At 44.4% G+C, this 17,968-nt stretch carries 20 protein-coding genes and 1 riboswitch; of the genes, 11 read left to right on the plus strand and 9 right to left on the minus strand.

What is annotated here, in order from left to right; all coding sequences use genetic code 11:
* Positions 1-22: 22 nt before the first annotated feature.
* A complete protein-coding gene (locus QNH36_RS18800; RefSeq protein ID WP_251544765.1) occupies positions 23-826 on the minus strand; it encodes an alpha/beta hydrolase in 804 nt (267 codons plus the stop codon).
* 106 nt (positions 827-932) lie between these two features.
* Here QNH36_RS18800 and QNH36_RS18805 point away from each other — a divergent pair, with 106 nt between their 5' ends.
* Positions 933-1,454 carry a gamma carbonic anhydrase gene (locus tag QNH36_RS18805; protein ID WP_144477073.1) on the plus strand — a complete coding sequence of 174 codons (522 nt, stop codon included), beginning with the start codon at positions 933-935 and terminating at the stop codon, positions 1,452-1,454.
* Positions 1,455-1,541: 87 nt separating this feature from the next.
* The gene (locus tag QNH36_RS18810) at positions 1,542-2,420 is read left to right on the plus strand and encodes a C39 family peptidase (RefSeq protein ID WP_481825286.1); all 879 of its coding nucleotides are present in this window, start codon (positions 1,542-1,544) and stop codon (positions 2,418-2,420) included.
* A gap of 3 nt (positions 2,421-2,423) precedes the next feature.
* On the opposite strand, the gene asnB is transcribed toward QNH36_RS18810, so the two are convergent.
* Together asnB and metK are read right to left on the minus strand one after the other, a co-directional pair.
* The gene (asnB, locus tag QNH36_RS18815; RefSeq protein ID WP_144477070.1) at positions 2,424-4,319 is read right to left on the minus strand and encodes an asparagine synthase (glutamine-hydrolyzing); all 1,896 of its coding nucleotides are present in this window, start codon (positions 4,317-4,319) and stop codon (positions 2,424-2,426) included.
* A 254-nt stretch (positions 4,320-4,573) separates the two neighbouring features.
* Positions 4,574-5,776 (minus strand): methionine adenosyltransferase, encoded by a 1,203-nt coding sequence (gene metK, locus QNH36_RS18820; RefSeq protein WP_144477067.1) that lies wholly within the window; start codon positions 5,774-5,776, stop codon positions 4,574-4,576.
* A gap of 286 nt (positions 5,777-6,062) precedes the next feature.
* A riboswitch (SAM riboswitch) is annotated at positions 6,063-6,203 on the minus strand.
* An 863-nt stretch (positions 6,204-7,066) separates the two neighbouring features.
* On the opposite strand from metK, the gene pckA reads away from it, so the two are divergent.
* Positions 7,067-8,656, plus strand: a complete 1,590-nt coding sequence (pckA, locus tag QNH36_RS18825; RefSeq protein ID WP_283903971.1) for a phosphoenolpyruvate carboxykinase (ATP) — start codon at positions 7,067-7,069, stop codon at positions 8,654-8,656.
* 367 nt (positions 8,657-9,023) lie between these two features.
* Here the strand turns inward: pckA and QNH36_RS18830 are convergent, their stop codons facing one another.
* Both QNH36_RS18830 and QNH36_RS18835 read right to left on the minus strand, forming a co-directional pair.
* Positions 9,024-9,266, minus strand: a complete 243-nt coding sequence (locus QNH36_RS18830) for a DUF2584 domain-containing protein (RefSeq protein ID WP_144477779.1) — start codon at positions 9,264-9,266, stop codon at positions 9,024-9,026.
* Positions 9,267-9,308: 42 nt separating this feature from the next.
* Positions 9,309-10,097 carry an alpha/beta hydrolase family protein gene (locus QNH36_RS18835; RefSeq protein ID WP_481825287.1) on the minus strand — a complete coding sequence of 263 codons (789 nt, stop codon included), beginning with the start codon at positions 10,095-10,097 and terminating at the stop codon, positions 9,309-9,311.
* 117 nt (positions 10,098-10,214) lie between these two features.
* On the opposite strand from QNH36_RS18835, the gene QNH36_RS18840 reads away from it, so the two are divergent.
* Genes QNH36_RS18840 through QNH36_RS18850 form a run of 3 tightly spaced genes read left to right on the plus strand, consistent with a single transcriptional unit; the run spans position 10,215 to position 12,791 of the window.
* A complete protein-coding gene (locus QNH36_RS18840) occupies positions 10,215-11,210 on the plus strand; it encodes an ABC transporter substrate-binding protein (protein ID WP_283903973.1) in 996 nt (331 codons plus the stop codon).
* Positions 11,211-11,227: 17 nt separating this feature from the next.
* Positions 11,228-12,004: an ABC transporter ATP-binding protein gene (locus QNH36_RS18845; RefSeq protein WP_144477055.1), complete on the plus strand. Its 777-nt coding sequence runs from the start codon at positions 11,228-11,230 to the stop codon at positions 12,002-12,004.
* Positions 11,985-12,791, plus strand: a complete 807-nt coding sequence (locus tag QNH36_RS18850; protein ID WP_283903974.1) for an ABC transporter permease — start codon at positions 11,985-11,987, stop codon at positions 12,789-12,791. Before QNH36_RS18845 ends, QNH36_RS18850 begins: the two co-directional genes overlap by 20 nt.
* Positions 12,792-13,088: 297 nt before the next feature.
* Here the strand turns inward: QNH36_RS18850 and ytkD are convergent, their stop codons facing one another.
* Positions 13,089-13,547, minus strand: a complete 459-nt coding sequence (gene ytkD, locus QNH36_RS18855; RefSeq protein ID WP_283903975.1) for an RNA deprotection pyrophosphohydrolase — start codon at positions 13,545-13,547, stop codon at positions 13,089-13,091.
* A gap of 86 nt (positions 13,548-13,633) precedes the next feature.
* Positions 13,634-13,954 carry a hydrolase gene (locus QNH36_RS18860; RefSeq protein WP_144477045.1) on the minus strand — a complete coding sequence of 107 codons (321 nt, stop codon included), beginning with the start codon at positions 13,952-13,954 and terminating at the stop codon, positions 13,634-13,636.
* Between the two features lie 252 nt (positions 13,955-14,206).
* On the opposite strand from QNH36_RS18860, the gene QNH36_RS18865 reads away from it, so the two are divergent.
* The gene (locus tag QNH36_RS18865) at positions 14,207-14,461 is read left to right on the plus strand and encodes a DUF6154 family protein (protein ID WP_144477042.1); all 255 of its coding nucleotides are present in this window, start codon (positions 14,207-14,209) and stop codon (positions 14,459-14,461) included.
* Positions 14,462-14,710: 249 nt separating this feature from the next.
* Here QNH36_RS18865 and QNH36_RS18870 read toward each other — a convergent pair whose 3' ends face one another.
* Positions 14,711-15,151, minus strand: a complete 441-nt coding sequence (locus QNH36_RS18870) for a Dps family protein (RefSeq protein WP_144477039.1) — start codon at positions 15,149-15,151, stop codon at positions 14,711-14,713.
* A gap of 131 nt (positions 15,152-15,282) precedes the next feature.
* Between QNH36_RS18870 and ytzI the strand changes: the two genes are divergently transcribed.
* Both ytzI and yidD read left to right on the plus strand, forming a co-directional pair.
* Complete coding sequence (gene ytzI, locus QNH36_RS18875; protein ID WP_283903976.1) at positions 15,283-15,450, plus strand: YtzI protein; 168 nt, start codon at positions 15,283-15,285, stop codon at positions 15,448-15,450.
* A gap of 59 nt (positions 15,451-15,509) precedes the next feature.
* Positions 15,510-15,764, plus strand: coding sequence for a membrane protein insertion efficiency factor YidD (gene yidD, locus QNH36_RS18880; protein ID WP_283903977.1), 255 nt, complete (start codon positions 15,510-15,512; stop codon positions 15,762-15,764).
* Between the two features lie 29 nt (positions 15,765-15,793).
* On the opposite strand, the gene QNH36_RS18885 is transcribed toward yidD, so the two are convergent.
* Entirely contained in the window at positions 15,794-16,357 is a 564-nt protein-coding gene (locus tag QNH36_RS18885; protein WP_144477029.1) for a beta-class carbonic anhydrase, read from the minus strand.
* A 224-nt stretch (positions 16,358-16,581) separates the two neighbouring features.
* Between QNH36_RS18885 and QNH36_RS18890 the strand changes: the two genes are divergently transcribed.
* Complete coding sequence (locus tag QNH36_RS18890; RefSeq protein WP_283903978.1) at positions 16,582-17,547, plus strand: metal ABC transporter substrate-binding protein; 966 nt, start codon at positions 16,582-16,584, stop codon at positions 17,545-17,547.
* A 248-nt stretch (positions 17,548-17,795) separates the two neighbouring features.
* Positions 17,796-17,951 (plus strand): DUF1540 domain-containing protein, encoded by a 156-nt coding sequence (locus tag QNH36_RS18895; protein WP_079510168.1) that lies wholly within the window; start codon positions 17,796-17,798, stop codon positions 17,949-17,951.
* The last annotated feature ends 17 nt before the right edge of the window (positions 17,952-17,968 follow it).

Consider the following 17,968-nt stretch of genomic DNA (forward strand, 5'->3'; position numbering starts at 1 on the left):
TGCGGCTTCACCCTTTCTCTTTCTAATAAATATATCCAATCGCCTTCAGCTGGCTCATGACAAAATCATTCGCATAGTCAAAAACCTCTTCGCGTTCAGGTTCATTGAAGACTTCATGGTAGCATTTCGGCCATTCTTTATATCGTTTCTCTGAAAGCGGGGCATTGTTGAACCATTCTTTAACCGCTCGCTTATCGACTATCTTATCATCTCCGCCCTGCAGAAGCAGTGTCGGTACGTCCTGGACTTTATCCATATTATCGAACGCAAGCCCCATGGCCGCTGCCAGCTCGCGGTACCAGCGCACCGATACCTTGGTAATATATAATGAATCATTCGCGTCGACTGCCCTGACATCCTCATTCCTGGTTGCCATATCTACAGACAGGCCCGATGAGATCCTGAATGTCGGTAAAATGACATTCAGGCCGTGCGAGAGCATATCCAGCATTTTTGATGGATACTTCACCAATCCGAGGCATGGAGATGATAGTATCAATCCGGCAAGTTCGACACGTTCCTCCTGCAGCAAGCGGATGGCAATAAGTCCACCCATGCTGTGGCCCAGCAAAAACACTGGGAGGTCAAAGTCATAAGCTGCCTCTATCCACTCTTTCACTTCCAAAATATATTCATCAAAGGAATCAATATGGCCACGGTTTGCTCTTGTGGTCATGCCCTGTCCTGGCAGGTCACCCATTATGACATGAAAACCGGATGAACGCCAGGCCTCAATCAGCCAGCCATACCGGCGATGATGCTCCTGCGCACCATGAATCATGACAATCACAGCCTTAGCATCCCCATCAGCTTCCCATTTCCACATGACCATTCCCCCACTCAAATACTTTTTCTTTCTTTAAAAGAACTATAATATATAATTAGCGAAAAATAAAAACGAAAGCATTATAAAATTACAGGAGTGTGCACAAATGATTTATCCTTACAATGGCAAAACACCTAAAATAGCAGATTCCGCTTTTATCGCGGATTATGTAACAATTACAGGAGATGTTGAAATCGGTGAGGAATCGAGTGTCTGGTTCAATACCTCGATCCGCGGCGATGTCGCCCCGACGATCATTGGCAATAAAGTGAACATCCAGGACAATTCGGTCCTGCATCAAAGTCCGAATAACCCTTTAATCCTCGAAGACGAGGTGACCGTCGGACATCAGGTCGTCCTCCACAGCTGCATCATCAGGAAAAAGGCCCTTATTGGGATGGGGTCAATCATTCTTGATGAAGCTGAAATCGGCGAAGGCGCTTTTATTGGTGCCGGCAGCCTCGTTCCTCAGGGTAAGAAGATCCCGCCCAATACACTGGCTTTCGGACGACCGGCAAAAGTCATCCGTGAATTGAACGAAGACGATATCCGGGATATGGAACGCATTTCCAGAGAATATGCCGAAAAAGGGCAATACTATAAAAGTTTGCAGAACAAAGATGAATGATCTGCTAAAAAAACTCCCTCACCAGTCCGATACTAAATAATATAATATACCCTATTATTTTTGAAATATGCGGACGGGGTGATGGATGTGGACAAACTGTATTTACCTCTTGCAGCAATTATCCCTTTGCTGCTCATGTTTTATCTATTGATTCGAAAACAAAATAGCATGATGAAATCCATCCTGATGTTCCTGTTTGTTTTCACCTCAATCGTTGGTGCTTTCCTCCTCGAGAACCTTCAGGCTTCACATGTAGCCCTGGCCGTACAATCGGTGAAAGACTGGCTGGATGAGCCTGAACCCAGAACAGAAAGGGCACCTGCTGTCCAGGAAGAGAGCGAACCTAAAATCATACCGACTAAAAAGCAGGTACTCCTGGAGGCACCAATCATATGGCAAATGCCTGAGCTCCCTCGAGGATGTGAGGTAACAAGCCTGGCCATGCTCCTCATGCATCAGGGTGTAAAAGTGGACAAGCTGACACTCGCCAGCGAAGTCAGGAAAAACCCGGCTGAGTACCGCCTCGATAATGGAAAAGTCTTTTTTGGAGACCCGAATGAGGGCTTTGTCGGCAATATGTACACATACACAGAACCAGGGCTCGGAGTCTATCATAAACCAATTGCTGAACTGGCAGAAAAGTATCTTCCCGGCAAAATAAAAGATCTTACGGGCGCAGGATTCCAGGATATTAAATCGCACCTGTCAGATGGCAGGCCAGTTTGGGTGATCATTAACACCGAATACAAAAAGCTGGACGACAGCTTTTTCCAGACATGGTACACGCCTGGCGGGCCTGTTAAAATTACAACGAAGGAACATTCTGTCCTGATTACCGGGTATGATGAAAACTTCGTCTATTTCAATGATCCTTTATCAAATGAAAAAAATAAAAAAGCACCCATTAAGGATTTCGCAGAATCCTGGGTGCAGATGGGAAGGCAGGCCATCACCTACCTTCCCTAATTTTTAAGATTGTAATACTTTTTGAGCCTCATACTCCTTCTGGAAGGAGTATTTTTTTTCGACATACACATCATGCCACATCATGAACATCAGAACTGTCCAGATTTTACGGCTGTTATCCGCCTTGTTCTGGCAGTGTTCATCCAATAGTCTTAAAACGTAAGACTTATTGATAAGATGTTCTGTGTTGCTTTCCTTGATAATGTTCTTTGCCCACTCGTTCATTTCATTCTTAAGCCAGTGTCTGATTGGCACCGGGAAGCCGAGTTTCTTGCGGGTAAGCACGTGGTCAGGGACCACTCCTTCTGCCGCTTTTCGCAAAATATACTTCGTTGTATTATTCGCTGTCTTCAGGCTTGTCGGAATCTTTGAAGCTGTTTCAAAAACAACCTTATCCAGGAATGGTACGCGAAGCTCCAAAGAATGAGCCATCGTCATCTTATCTGCTTTCAATAAAATATCGCCGCGCATCCATGTGTGGATGTCGATGTATTGCATTGTATCAACCGGATCATAGCCTCTGCTTTCACGATATAAAGGCTTCGTGACATCCCTGTAATCGTACTGGCCGTTATAAACATGCAGCAGTTCGCTCTTCTCTTTTTCCGTGAACATCTTCGCGTTTCCGATATAACGCTCCTCCATTGGAGTCACGCCGCGCTCGATGAAGCTCTTGCCTCTCATACCCTCTGGCATCATTTTGGAAATGCCCTTAAGCATCGCCTTCCCTACTCCGGGAATTTTATTGAATACCTCGAGGTCTTGCGGTTCGCGGTAAATATTATAGCCCCCGAACAATTCATCGGCACCTTCACCGGAAAGGACTACCGTTACATGCTTCCTTGCCTCACGGGCAACGAAATACAAAGGTATGGCTGCCGGATCAGCAAGCGGGTCATCCATATGCCACATGATTTTAGGAAGTTCATCCATGTATTCCTGCGGGCTGATCACATAGCTGATATTTTCAACACCGAGTCGATCAGCCGTTTCCTTGGCGACGTCAATCTCGCTGAAGCCATTCTGTTCAAATCCGACAGAGAATGTTTTGATTCCAGGATGGTATTGCTTCGCAATCGACGCAATGATAGAAGAATCAATCCCGCCGGAAAGGAAAGAACCAACCGGCACATCACTGCGCATGTGGATTTTCACCGATTCGAACAGGACATCCCTGATCTCCTTCGTGAATTCATCCTCAGATTTTTGGATTGGCGAGAAGCTCGCTTTCCAATAACGCTTGATTTCCATAGGTGAACCGATTTTCTTTGTAAAATAATGCCCTGGCTCAAGCTTGTAGATGCCTTCAGACATTGTATTAGGTTCTGGGACAAATTGATAAGTTAAATAGTGCTGCAGTGCCTTATAATCAATCACATCATTCTGCAGCGCAAGCAAAATGCTTTTCTTTTCAGAACCGAAGAATGTGCGATTTTCATCTTCAAAATAGAAGAATGGCTTGATGCCGAAATGGTCACGTGCACCGTAAAGGACTTGTTCCTGCTTATCCCAGATGACAAATGCGAACATTCCGCGCAGCTTGTCTACAGCCTGCTCCTTAAGGTGGCTGTATAGGGCAATGATGACTTCAGTATCAGAGTGCGTTTCGAAAGTCAGTCCTTCTTCAATCAACTCTTCACGAAGTTCGAGATAGTTGTAGATTTCCCCGTTAAAAATGATCCAATAGCGTTCATTTTCATAAGTCAATGGCTGATGGCCAGCCTCAAGGTCGATGATGCTCAGACGGCGGAAGCCGAACTGGATATGCTCATCATAGAAATACCCATCATCATCAGGCCCGCGGTGGGTGATGATGTCATTCATATTTTTGAACAGCTGCTTATCATCGCTGCTGAATTCCTGTGCATTTTCATGTACACAACCGATAAAGCCACACATTATGTACTTCACCTTCTCCATTTCAGAAAAAATTTATTGTGATTTTCCAGTAATTTTACTTCCAAAAAACATACCATCTAATACTACCATTAAACGCAAAATTTTTGCAGTAAAATCTGAGGGAAATTTAAGGTAATACTTTATTTTACACCTTTTGGACCAGGTGCAAACCTTGAAAATATCTGGCGCTCCCTAATTAGACGGCAAATAATAAAGGGAGTTACATATTTCTATGCAACTCCCGTTGTTCCTTTTTATTTACCTTGAGCCTGAGTGCGGAGTGCCTCTGCCTTGTCTGTACGCTCCCATGGAAGGTCAACGTCAGAACGGCCGAAGTGTCCGTATGCAGCTGTCTGCTTGTAGATTGGCTTGCGCAGGTCAAGCATGTTGATGATTCCAGCTGGACGAAGGTCGAAGTTGTTTTCAACAACATCGATCAATACATCTTCGCTTACCTTGCCTGTTCCGAACGTATCGATTGAGATAGATACCGGACGGGCAACACCGATTGCGTAAGCAAGCTGAACTTCAACTTTTTCAGCAAGGCCTGCAGCGACGATGTTTTTCGCAACATAACGCGCAGCGTATGCAGCTGAACGGTCAACTTTTGTAGGATCCTTACCAGAGAATGCGCCTCCGCCGTGGCGAGCGTATCCGCCGTAAGTATCAACGATGATTTTGCGGCCAGTAAGACCTGCGTCACCCTGTGGTCCGCCGATTACGAAACGGCCAGTTGGGTTGATGAAGTATTTTGTGTTTTCATCGATCAGCTCTGCCGGTACGACAGGGTTGATGACATGTTCTTTAAGATTGCGCTGGATTTGCTCAAGCGAAACTTCAGGATGGTGCTGTGTTGAGATAACGATTGTGTCGATGCGGACTGGCTTGTCATTCTCATCGTATTCTACCGTTACCTGAGTTTTTCCGTCCGGACGAAGATATGGAAGGATTTCTTCCTTGCGCACTTCAGTCAGGCGGCGGGAAATTTTGTGCGCCAATGAAATCGGAAGCGGCATAAGCTCTTTCGTTTCATTACATGCAAAACCGAACATCAAGCCCTGGTCGCCAGCTCCGATTGCTTCGATTTCTGCATCGGACATTTGTCCTTCACGTGCTTCAAGAGCCTGGTCAACACCCATCGCGATGTCTGCAGACTGCTCGTCAATGGAAGTTAACACTGCGCAAGTTTCAGCGTCAAAGCCGTACTTCGCGCGAGTATAGCCAATTTCCTTGACAGTTTCACGTACGATTTTAGGAATATCTACGTATGTAGATGTTGTGATTTCGCCTGCAACTAGTACAAGGCCAGTTGTAACTGATGTTTCAGCAGCAACACGTGCGTTAGCATCTTTAGCAAGGATCGCATCCAAAATCGCGTCAGAAATCTGGTCGCAAATTTTATCCGGATGGCCTTCTGTTACTGATTCAGAAGTGAACAAACGGCGTTTGTTTGACATCTGAGTTCCTCCCTCATGTATAAAAATTGATCGAGGCTGTCCCAATACAAACCTCGGTTTGATACGGTACTCATTCCCTATGTAGTATGAAATAAACGCTGAGTTTTTATTAGAAAAATTTGTTTAAGATTCATGGTGAATTTCTTTTTTTCCTAATTTTCACCCACGGGAGCAATGACACCAAAGAAGGCAGTCCAGTTGCATTTCTATGCATCGGACAGAAAAAAGCAATATAAAAAACCTCTCCAATTGTGAGGAAAGGTTTTAGCTTTAACCGCGCCTTTCGCTCTTATCGTTCAAGGGCAATTCCCTTGCGTCAGGTTAGCACCTTTGCCCGGAAAAGATCAGCTGATTCTTAGGCTGTTTTTCTCGTTTGCAGGTTGCTGGGTTTCATTGGGCCTGTCCCTCCACCAGCTCGGGATAAGAGAGTATCCGTTCAAATCAAAATCATAACGAACCTGTCTGGCCATGTCAATCATTTTCTCGACAAAAATGTCGATTGTTGTTGAAACCATTTCTTTAAAATAGGCTCTGTTAAAGCCCAATGTTGTTTTTACACCTGTTGATTGTAGTGGAAGGCGCGTAGGCTCCTCCGAAAATGCTAGCGCATTTTCATCGTGCGTGGGCAGGTTCAGGGAAGTTTCTCAATGTCCTGCGGGCGCAGCTGGTTAGGTGAGACCCCGCAGGAGCAAAGCGACGAGGAGGCTCAGCGCCAGCCAAGAAGAATTTGGTCTTTGAAAAAGCTGGCACTTGAGCTTTTTCATAATTCTTCCCCCGCGGAAAGCGAAGCGCCTGGAACAAAAATCAACAGTCTTGTTTAACAGAGCCTTAAAATAAAAAGTTGTCAAACCAACCCATATTACTTGACTATATAAAGAAAGAATTATATAACGCAAGTTAGGTACAAGGTAATTTTTTCATCATTAGTATAGATTAATTGAAGCAATGTGTTATACTATTACCGAGATGTAAACACTTACAAATTATCATTCTTTCAAGAAAAGTGGAAGCGCCTTGACCTGCCGCGGCAAGCATTGGAGGCTGACCAGCGAAGTCGTTTTTTGTCTTCATTGGGCAGACCAAAATCGAAAAGTATAGCCGTCTGCCTAGAAACGCAGAAACTGGAGACTCCGGCAATGAAGCGTTTTTTGCTTCGGCGGGCGGAGTTGAAGTTTCGGAATTTCTAGGAGGCGACACTAGCCAAGCGACTCGAGCGGTCAGGCGCTGGAACTGGATTCTCGAAAGTTGATATACGTATTTTGAATCTATAAAAAAGGAAGGTATCCTCCGATGAACGTTGTAGGAATATCAAATGAACTTTCAGCATTATTAAAAGGAAGCAATGTACAGGTACAGCTATCTGTGCCCCAGCTTGTCGAAAAGGTCCTGAACCGCAACGAAGGGCTTTTGACATCAACTGGAGCAGTAAGAGCGACTACTGGTAAATATACTGGCCGTTCACCTAAAGATAAATTCATTGTCGAAGAAGAATCCGTGAAAGACAAAATTGACTGGGGCTCGGTCAATCAGCCGATCTCCGTGGAATCCTTCACGAAGCTATATAATAAGGTATTGAAGTTCCTTAAAGATAAAGAGGAAGTTTTCGTATTCAAGGGATTCGCCGGCGCGGATAAGAAATACCGCCTGCCAATCCAGGTCATCAATGAATATGCATGGCACAACCTGTTTGCCCATCAATTGTTCATCCGTCCGACTGAGGAAGAGCTTCCTGAGCATGAATCCGAGTTTACGGTCATTTCGGCTCCTACTTTCAAAGCAGATCCAGAGGTTGATGGAACAAACTCAGAAACATTCATCATTGTTTCCTTCGAACAGCGCGTCGTCTTGATCGGCGGAACGGAATATGCGGGCGAAATGAAGAAATCGATTTTCTCCGTGATGAACTATATACTTCCGGAAAATGGAATCCTTTCGATGCACTGCTCAGCGAATGTAGGCCGCGAAGGGGATGTAGCATTGTTCTTCGGACTATCTGGCACAGGCAAAACAACTTTATCTGCTGATAATAATCGCCGTTTGATCGGTGACGATGAGCATGGCTGGTCACCTAATGGTGTGTTCAACATCGAAGGCGGCTGCTATGCGAAATGCATCAACTTGTCCAAGGAAAAAGAACCGCAAATCTTTGATGCAATCCGCTTTGGATCTGTTCTTGAGAACGTCGTAGTCGATGACGAAACACGCGTGGCCGATTATGATGACGGCAGCCTGACAGAAAACACTCGTGCAGCCTATCCGATCCAGGCTATCGAAAACATCGTGGACCCAAGCATAGCGGGGCATCCAAACGCGATCGTATTCCTGACAGCTGACGCTTTCGGAGTCTTGCCTCCAATCGCCAGGCTGACAAAGGAACAAGCAATGTATCACTTCCTGAGCGGATACACTTCGAAGCTTGCTGGAACAGAACGCGGCATCACTTCACCACAGGCAACATTCTCAACATGCTTCGGTTCTCCATTCCTTCCGCTTGCTGCCACAAGGTACGCGGAAATGCTTGGTGAAAAAATCGATGAGCACAACGCAAAGGTATTCCTCGTGAATACAGGATGGACAGGCGGAGAGTATGGAACCGGCAGCCGCATGAAGCTGGCGTACACTCGCGCGATGGTCCAGGCAGCACTTGAAGGCGAACTGAACAACGTCGAAACCGCCAAAGACGAAATCTTTGGCCTCGATATCCCGCTGCACGTACCAGGTGTACCTGACGATGTCCTCCAGCCAGTCAAAACATGGAGTGACAAGGAAGCCTACTACGCAAAAGCAAACGAACTCGCAGACCAGTTCCGTGACAACTTCAAAAAGTTCACAAACGTACCGTCTGAAATCGAAGAAAAAGGCGGACCAACCGTTAAATAAGAATTTGAGTGAGGCCATCTCTGGAAAAGAGATGGCCTTTGATTTTATTATTTTGTTATTCATAAATGGATTCTTATATTGAGCAAAGCCACAATCCCGTTCCCTTGTAGGACAGGGCACCAATAAAGCCCTTTGCTGACCTAAATTCCCGTTCCATCCGAAAACAGGGCACCAATAAAACTCATTGGTGACCTAAAATCCCATTTCATCCGAAAACAGGGCACCAATAGAACCTATTGGTGCCCTAATATCCCGTCTCCTCAGAAAACAGGGCACCAATAAAGATGCACTTTGCATACTTGATTGTTTTTCTAACAGTTAGCACCAGCCCTTTTCAAAAAAAAACAGAGCACAGTATGTGCCCTGCTCAGTTTGTAGAGTTCAAGGAAACTAATTGATACGTAATGGTTGTTTCATTTTCTGTCCACTCGACCTTTGAAATGACTCCTGTTCCAGTCAGGTCGCCTTCGATCGTCTTTTTGACTTCTACTGGAATGTCAATTGGATAAAGCCTGTAGCCTTCCTTTTTCAAAGAGAAGAAGTTGTCTTCGAGCCTTTTTTCGCGGCCTTTTGTCACGATCATTGTATTCAACTCTAATGGCATCCCCATCATTTTTCGCTCCTATTCGCAAGTAACTTCAAATTCATTTTATCATTGTTGCGGCTGTGATTTCATCCAATTCGTTAAATCGCTGACCACTTTCCGGTTCATCACCGGTGGAAAATAGTGCGTATATTCATCAAAGTACCAGCTTTCGACCGGCATGTCCAACTCTTTTAACCGTTTCTCGATCCGATAGGAGTGTTCAACCGAGACATTGCGGTCATTTCGGCCGTGGATCAGCAGCACGGGTGCTTTAAGGTTTTCGATTTCGTATAAAGGCGTCCTGAATTTATATCGGTTCGGCACCTTTTTCGGCGATCCGCCAATTACCCTTTTCATCATCCTTCGCAAGTCTTTTCTTTCCACATAGGTTAAAAACATATCGGTCACGCCGCCCCAGGTGACAACTGAGGCTGTCTCCGGAAATTGAATGGCCGTCAGCAAAGCCATCAAACCTCCGCGGGAAAACCCAAAGACATGAACCCTTTCAACCCCTGGCAGTGATTGAAGCAGCCTAAAGCCGGCATAGGCATCGTCACGGTCATTCCCGCCAAAATCTTCATCCCCTTCACCACCCTGGTTGCCGCGGTAAAAAGGAGCAAAAACCGTAAAGCCTTCGGAAGCGAATTGGGCAATCCGGGCTGGCCTCACCTTCCCGACATTTTTGATTCCGCCACGAAGGTAAAGGAACCCTTCTGCCCCGCTTCCTTCAGCCGGTCTTGCCAGCAGCCCTTTGACACGCAGCCCGCCTGCAAAATAAGTGACCATTTCAAGTTGGACTTTGGGGTTGGGAGAAGGAAACTTATATGCTGATATGATTTGACCGTCATTGTCCACCTTCATCACTCCTCTATATGAATTTTTTTCTATTTTGCTACTGGGCATTCACACATTTTTTCTCTCCTCATACATTATCGTAAGCCCAATTTAAGACAGATTTTAGGAGGCATCTATATGAAAAAATGGTTCAAAGCCGCTTTTGCTTTATTTTTGGTTGCCATACTTATTATACCTCTTGCAGCCTGCAGTCAAGACAAGGTACAGACTGTTAAAGTGGCAGAGGTAACTCGTTCGATTTTCTATGCTCCTCAGTATGTTGCCCTTGCCAAAGGATTTTTTGAGGAAGAAGGATTGAAAATCGAGCTCACTACAGCTTGGGGCGGCGACAAGACAATGACCGCCGTGCTTTCGAATGCGGCAGATGTTGCATTAGTTGGCTCGGAAACTTCCATTTACGTTTATGCCCAGGATTCAAACGACCCGGTCATCAACTTTGCCCAGCTGACCCAGACGGATGGTACCTTCCTTGTTTCCAGAGAGAAGATCGACAATTTTTCATGGGATGAGCTGAAGGGATCTACCTATCTCGGACAGCGTACAGGCGGAATGCCGCAAATGGTCGGTGAATTCGTGCTCAAAAAACACGACATTGATCCGAAACAAGATTTAAAGATGATCCAAAATATTGATTACGCCAATATTCCAAATGCCTTTGCTTCCGGAACCGGAGACTTTGTGCAGCTATTCGAGCCGCAGGCAAGCATGTTTGAAAAAGAAGGCAAAGGTCATATCGTCGCTTCATTCGGTACGGAGTCCGGTCATGTACCTTATACCACATTCATGGCAAAACAAAGCTACATGAAGGAAAACCCGGAAACGATTGAAAAGTTCACCCGTGCCGTTTACAAAGCACAGAAATGGGTCGATTCCCACAGTGCCAAAGAAACCGCTGAAGCCATACAGGAATACTTTAAAGATACCGATTTAGCGCTAATCGAAACAGTGGTTGACCGTTATAAGAGCCAGGGTTCATACGCAACTGACCCAATCCTCGATGAGGAAGAGTGGAACAATCTCCAGGCCATCATGGATGAAGCCGGGGAACTTCCTAAGCAAGTCAGCCATGACACTTTAGTCAATACAGAAGTGGCAGGAAAAGTCATGAAATAACAGGAGGTTGCAGCCTAATGGACTTTTTGACATTAAGAGGGATTCATCACACTTATTTTACAAAAACATCCGCTGTCACTGCGCTGAATGACATTTCACTCGATGTCCAGGAAGGGGAATTCGTCTCCTTTCTGGGTCCGAGCGGCTGCGGCAAGACGACACTGCTTTCGATTATCGCAGGGCTGATCGAACCTTCTGACGGCAAGGTAAAACTCGAAGGGAAATCTGTCAAAGAGGCTTCGAACCAGACCGGATACATGCTGCAGCAGGATTACTTATTCCCCTGGAAAACGATTGAGGAAAATATATTGCTAGGATTAAAGATCAGCGGAACATTGGAAGAGTCAAAAAAAGAGGAAGTTTTAGCGCTGCTGGGACAGATGGGGCTGGAGAATGTAGAAAAACTTTATCCTAAACAGCTGTCCGGCGGGATGCGCCAGCGTGTGGCCCTGGTGCGGACACTGGCAACAGAACCCAAGCTGCTCATGCTCGATGAACCGTTTTCCGCCCTGGATTATCAAACGAAATTGAAGCTTGAGGACCTGGTTTCAAATACATTCAAGTCGTTTGGAAAAACAGCGATTTTGGTCACGCATGATATCGGGGAAGCCATCGCGATGAGTGATCGCATATTCCTGTTCTCACCAAGGCCCGGCCGCTTGCATAAAACCTTCTCAATGCCGGAAGAGCTTAGAAACCTGAGCCCGTTTGAGGCGAGAAATCACCCTTTATACAATGATCTGTTCCAGACGATATGGAAGGAGTTGGAATCCATTGAACCAGAAGAAAACTGAACTCCTCCATCAACAGTATCTGAAAAAGCTGAGCAGAGAGCAGAAAAAAGTCCGCCTCTATCAATTGTTGATTTTCATCGTTTTTTTTGCAAGCTGGGAAATGTCAAGCCAGCAAAAATGGATTGATCCTCTACTCTTCAGTTCACCCTCAAAAGTCTGGAATCTGCTGATTGAGAAGACGCTCGACGGTTCGCTCGCTGTCAACCTTGGCATAACACTGGCAGAGACTGTACTCGGATTCATCCTGGGTACCCTCGCCGGAACCATACTCGCCGCAATACTATGGTGGTCGCCGCTGCTATCAAGAATACTGGACCCTTACCTCGTCATTTTGAATTCAATGCCAAAAGTGGCATTAGGGCCGATCCTGATTGTCGCGCTGGGGACCAATATGACTTCCATTATTGCAATGGGAGCCATCATCTCCGTAATCATCACGACAATCGTGGTCTACACCTCTTTTAAAGAAGTGGATCCCAACTATTTAAGAGTGCTGCAAACATTCGGTGCCACAAGGACTCAGTGCTTCAGGGAAGCCATCCTGCCAGCCTCATTCCCGACCATCATTTCAACCTTGAAAGTGAATGTCGGCCTTAGCTGGGTAGGGGTCATGGTTGGAGAATTCCTCGTTTCGGCACGTGGTCTTGGCTACATGATCATCTACGGATTCCAGGTATTCAACTTCACGCTCGTATTCCTGTCGCTGCTGGTCATCGCTGTGTTCGCAACCGTGATGTATCAGCTGGTCGAGCTGCTCGAAAAGAAACTGATTAAAAGTAACCAGTGATGAAGCCAGGTTTAATCCTTCTGGCTTCTTTTAGTTTTAGGCGAAAAATGATTCTCTCTTTAGAATAAGTAGTGCCATCGCCAATAAAAACGGATTTTCACCAATAAAGGTGTGAACTTCGCCAATAAAATCAGATTTTCGCCAATAAGATAAAATTTGTTTTTCGCCAATTAGTTAGTGAACTGCATTTGTAACGACCTTTCGTAATGCGTATTTGCCATGAAAGATCATATTCCCGTACAGATCCACCTAAAAAATTGGCGGTCTCAACAGCAAGCCGCCAATTTTTCATCTCTTTTACTGCAAAAATTCAAGCGCATGTTTTATGACATCGTCCTTCATGATAAAGCTATACTCATCCTTCATTCTCTCTGCGAGCAAATCTCCACTTATAAGTACGGGGCCCCCTGTTTCCAGGTAATCATCCTGGGGTACGATTTTCTCCACTTCACCGTAAAAGATTCTTTTTACAAATGAACCTTCTCTATCCATAACCTGATATTCCCCAACAAACTCGAGGCTGCTTAAAAATGCACCCGTTTCTTCCATGACCTCCCGGTGAGCGGCATCCTCCAAGGTTTCATCTTTCTCCATTTTGCCGCCGGGAAACTCGAGACCTCTTACTTTATGGTTGGTCAAAAGCCACTGGTCCCGATATTTACAGATGACCAGCACGTGGCATGCCTTTTTTTCAAAGGCGTTTTCCTGAAAGGACAAGATTACGTCCTCGCCGTTCATCGCTTTAAACTTTTCCATATTCCCTCTCCCCGTTCTATTTCTTGATCTAATTATATAGAAAAACAGAAAATGAATAAACCGCAGACGATTTGTCTGCGGCTGCTCTATCTTTCAGGTAATATTCCCATGCTTTCAATATGGTTCCTCGCTTCTTCATCTCCAAGCTTATAGATCATTTCATATGTCTGGATCAGTTGTCTGTCGAGAGCATCATTTTCCCGGTCATAATGGTACTGGACATATGGAACGTGCGCCCTCATGAAGTTTTGCCAGCCTGTGGAATGTCCCTGGTCGAATATTTCCCTTAATGCGGTGATTTCCTCGTCAGTTGCCTCAATTTTAAAATTCCATGGAGATGCAGTTGATACGCTTTGAATCTCGCCATCACTGATGTTGATATAGTATGTTTTTTTGCTTTCTGTCATGTTTCTCACCTCATGGATATCGTTCCCTGCGTCTATATTTCTTTATACTGAATATCATTAAAATAATTAATTTTTAAGCACTCCAAATTTACTTTTAAAGTAAGGAGTATGTTAAAATTAGACACAAATAAAAATAAAGTGAATCAATAACCCAACAGGGAAATACTTCAAGTTGAAGGCATATTTTTTCCTATGGAGGGTATTAAATAAGTATAGGATTATGGAGGATAAGAGAAGGAGAGGTGAAATGCCATGAAACTGATTGATGAGCTATACGAACTATACCGCAACAAATTGACCGGCGACGAAGAGGATATCGATATGCTCGCTTTTGCCTTCCTTGAAGAAATGAGCCGTGAAGACCTGTTGAAGATTATCCAGGACCTTGATAAGCAGGAGCTTTATGATTTGATGGGTCTCTATTTAATCGAGAGTCTTAAGGGGAAATTTGCCCAGGATGACTTTGGCGCGCGCTCTGTCACATATCCTTCCCGCAACATCCATTAACGAATAGTCATAGTCCATACATACAAACCGGCTGTTGAAGCCGGTTTTTTCTTTATTTAACAAAAAAAAACTGGCTACGGCCAGTTTTTTCTTTCTAGATAAGAAAGTGTAAAATTCACTTATATAATTGTCCAGCTCCAGCGCCTAGCCCCTCGAGTCGTTTCGGTCCGCCCAATGAAGTCAAAGAACGACTTCACCGGTCGGCCCTCCAACGCTTGTCGGCGCTGACCGAGGCGCTTCCGCTTTTCTTTATCCAAGATAAGCCTTGAACATCCACATATGTTTGCGAAGGCTCATTTTCACTTCCGTCATCATATCAGCGGTAGCGGTATCGTCTGCCTTCTCTGCAAGTTCGATTGCTTGCTGAAGCTCTTCAACGATTGTTGCAAAGTCATCATGCAATTGTTTTACCATTTCTTCTTCTTTTTCAGAACCTGTTGCCTCTTTTACTGAAGACAGTTCCAAATATTCTTTAAGCGTTGCTACAGGCTTTCCGTCCAACGCGAGAATTCTTTCTGCAAATTCATCGATGATTGTCGCTGCTTCATTGTAAAGTTCTTCAAATTTCACATGAAGTGTGAAAAAATGCCGGCCTTTTACATACCAGTGATAATTGTGGAGCTTGGTATAAAGAACCGTCCAGTTCGCTACTTGTTTGTTTACTGCTTGAATTAGTTCATTTTGTGCCATGTAAATTCATCCTCCTCTTAGTCATAAATTATATTCCCCTCCCTGGGTGAGAAAAAACATGCTGGCAGCAACTTTTTTCCTATCCCGGAATGGAACATGCTACAATAATTTTGAACAAAGGAGGACGTATTATGTATACCGTTTTGATTATCTCAGTCATTATCGTCATCGTTGTCCTGGTTTTAAGCGTGTTGACGACTTCGAAGGCATATCAATTCAAACACACGATCGACCCGATTGAAAGCAGCAGCGGAGAAACCAGGGAATCTGAAAACGAAGAAACTGGTAAAAATAAATAAAAAAGGAGCCGAAAGCCAGCTCCTTTTTCCTGATTCTATTTACAAGAAGGGATTTACCTATGCTAAAAAAAGCATTCATCGGCATTATCCGATTTTATCAAACGGTCATTTCGCCATTAAAGCCGCCAACTTGCCGTTTTTACCCGACCTGCTCCCATTACGGGGTTGAAGCGATCCAAAAATTCGGACCCTTCAAAGGCGGATGGCTGACAATCGTCCGGATCCTGAAATGCCAGCCACTGCATCCTGGCGGCTTCGATCCTGTACCGGAAGAGTGGCCTTCTAAGAAAAAAGCCAAGGCACATGATCATTAAGGGTGATTCATTCTACCTAGATCATTGAATTATTTTTCATATCCATCAATCACGCGATCCAGCCTTCCTGTTGCCGGATCGATCACGAGACCATGAACAGGAACATCCTTAGGCATCAAGGGATGGTTTTTTACGATTTCGACACTGTGGGCAACGCTGTCCTTTACATTGTCAAAACCGTGAAGCCATTCCTTCACATCGATACCCGAATAGTTTAATGTATTCAGCATATCATCGCTGACCCCGCGCTTTTTCATCTCTTCAATCACGATGTCGGGCTTCATCCCGCTCATACCGCAGTCATAATGGCCTATGATCGCAACTTCCTCAGCCTGAAGCTGATAAACAGCGACAAGCAGGCTTCTCATGATACTTCCAAACGGATGCATGATGAGTGCGCCCGCGTTCTTGACGATTTTCACATCACCATTACGGATGTTCAATGCTCTTGGCAAAAGCTCGACAAGCCTTGTATCCATGCATGTTAATATGACCATTTTTTTGTTTGGAAATTTGGTAGTCGTAAACTCTTCATATTTCTTTTCAGCTACAAATTGTTCATTAAAATGAAGGATTTCCTCAAGCATTTTCATCTTCTCTACTCCTTTTTAACATGTTCTCTTAAATAGAATACCGCAAATAATGGCTGAGCCAAAATGTTTTACTTGATTTTGAATCAATCCTTTTGTATGATACAGAAGGTAAATCGTAACGATTACGAATTAATATTTTTTACAGCTGTCTAGAAAACTAAAATGAATTTCACCAGTATACTTTATAAATCGTAATGAATACGTTTTAAACCAGGGAGGCCAATATGAAAAAATACGCTTTAATACTATCTTTAATTTTTACAATTGCAGCTTTACTGAGCGGATGCGGGCAAGGTGAAACTTCTAATAAGGAAAAGGATGAAAACCTTTTGCAGGTATACACAACCGTCTATCCGCTTCAGTATTTCACACAGCAAATCGGCGGTGAGTTTGTTGATGTAAAAACAATCTACCCGCCGGGAGCAGATGAACATACATTTGAACCTTCTCAAAAAGATATGATGGCACTGGCTGATGCAGATTTATTTTTCTATATCGGCCTGGGTCTTGAAGGATTCGTTGATAAAGCCGGGAAAACTTTGAAGAATGAGGATGTTAAAATGGTTCCCGTCGGAGATTCGCTGCACATTGGTGAAGAAGGCTCTGGAGAGCAGGAAGATCACGGCGAAGATGAACATGCAGATGGTGCCGGCCATGCACACGGAGACATTGACCCGCACGTCTGGCTGGATCCAATCTATGCAAACGAACTTGCTCTTACTATCAAAGACCAGTTAGTTGAACAAATGCCTGAACAGAAAGATACTTTTGAGAAAAATTATTCTGAGCTTGCTGCCCAATTAAAGGGTCTGGACAAGGAATTTACAGAGGTAATCGGGACTGCAAAGCGCAAGGAAATCATCGTAGCCCATGCTGCCTACAGCTATTGGGAAAAGCGATACGGCCTTGAGCAAATCAGTATTTCCGGCCTGTCGACGACTAATGAGCCGACCCAAAAAGAACTTCAAAAACTCATATCACATGCAAGGGATGAAAAAATAAAATATGTTTTGAACGAACAGAATTTCAACTCCAAACTGGCAAAAATGGTCCAGGAAGAAATTAACGGTAAGCCACTTTCACTCCACAACCTTTCTGTTTTGACAGATGAAGACATAAAAAACAAAGAAACATACTTCACGTTGATGGAAAAGAACCTTTCCACTCTAGAAAAAGCACTGAATGAATAAATGTGTATGCCTCCCAATTTGGGAGGTTTTTTTTATAGGATTCCACCTACATATTTTCCCGTAAAGTGACTCCTTCTGTTTCCCGGCTTCATCTATTTTTGGAGCCTGTTCATGCAGAATAAAAGATATTTGCGTCAAAAAAAGACCAGGGAACAAACCTGATCCTTTTTACCTAAAATTAGTTTGAATGAGTTATACCCTCACGCTGCAAGCTAAAGGTGTATCAATCAAAAAGGAGTGGTACCCCTATGGCAAAAGACGTATTGTGCGAAGTCAATAACTGTCAATATTGGGAGCATGGCAACCTTTGCAATGCCGATAAAATCTATGTAGTCAGCCATTCCGGCGAGACAGCCGACAATAGCCGGGAAACCGACTGCAAGACGTTTGAAGCGTTAAGTTAATTAATCCAGGATCGGGT

Source organism: Mesobacillus sp. AQ2 (assembly GCF_030122805.1).
In the GTDB taxonomy this organism is placed as follows: Bacteria; Bacillota; Bacilli; order Bacillales; family Cytobacillaceae; genus Mesobacillus; species Mesobacillus oceanisediminis_A.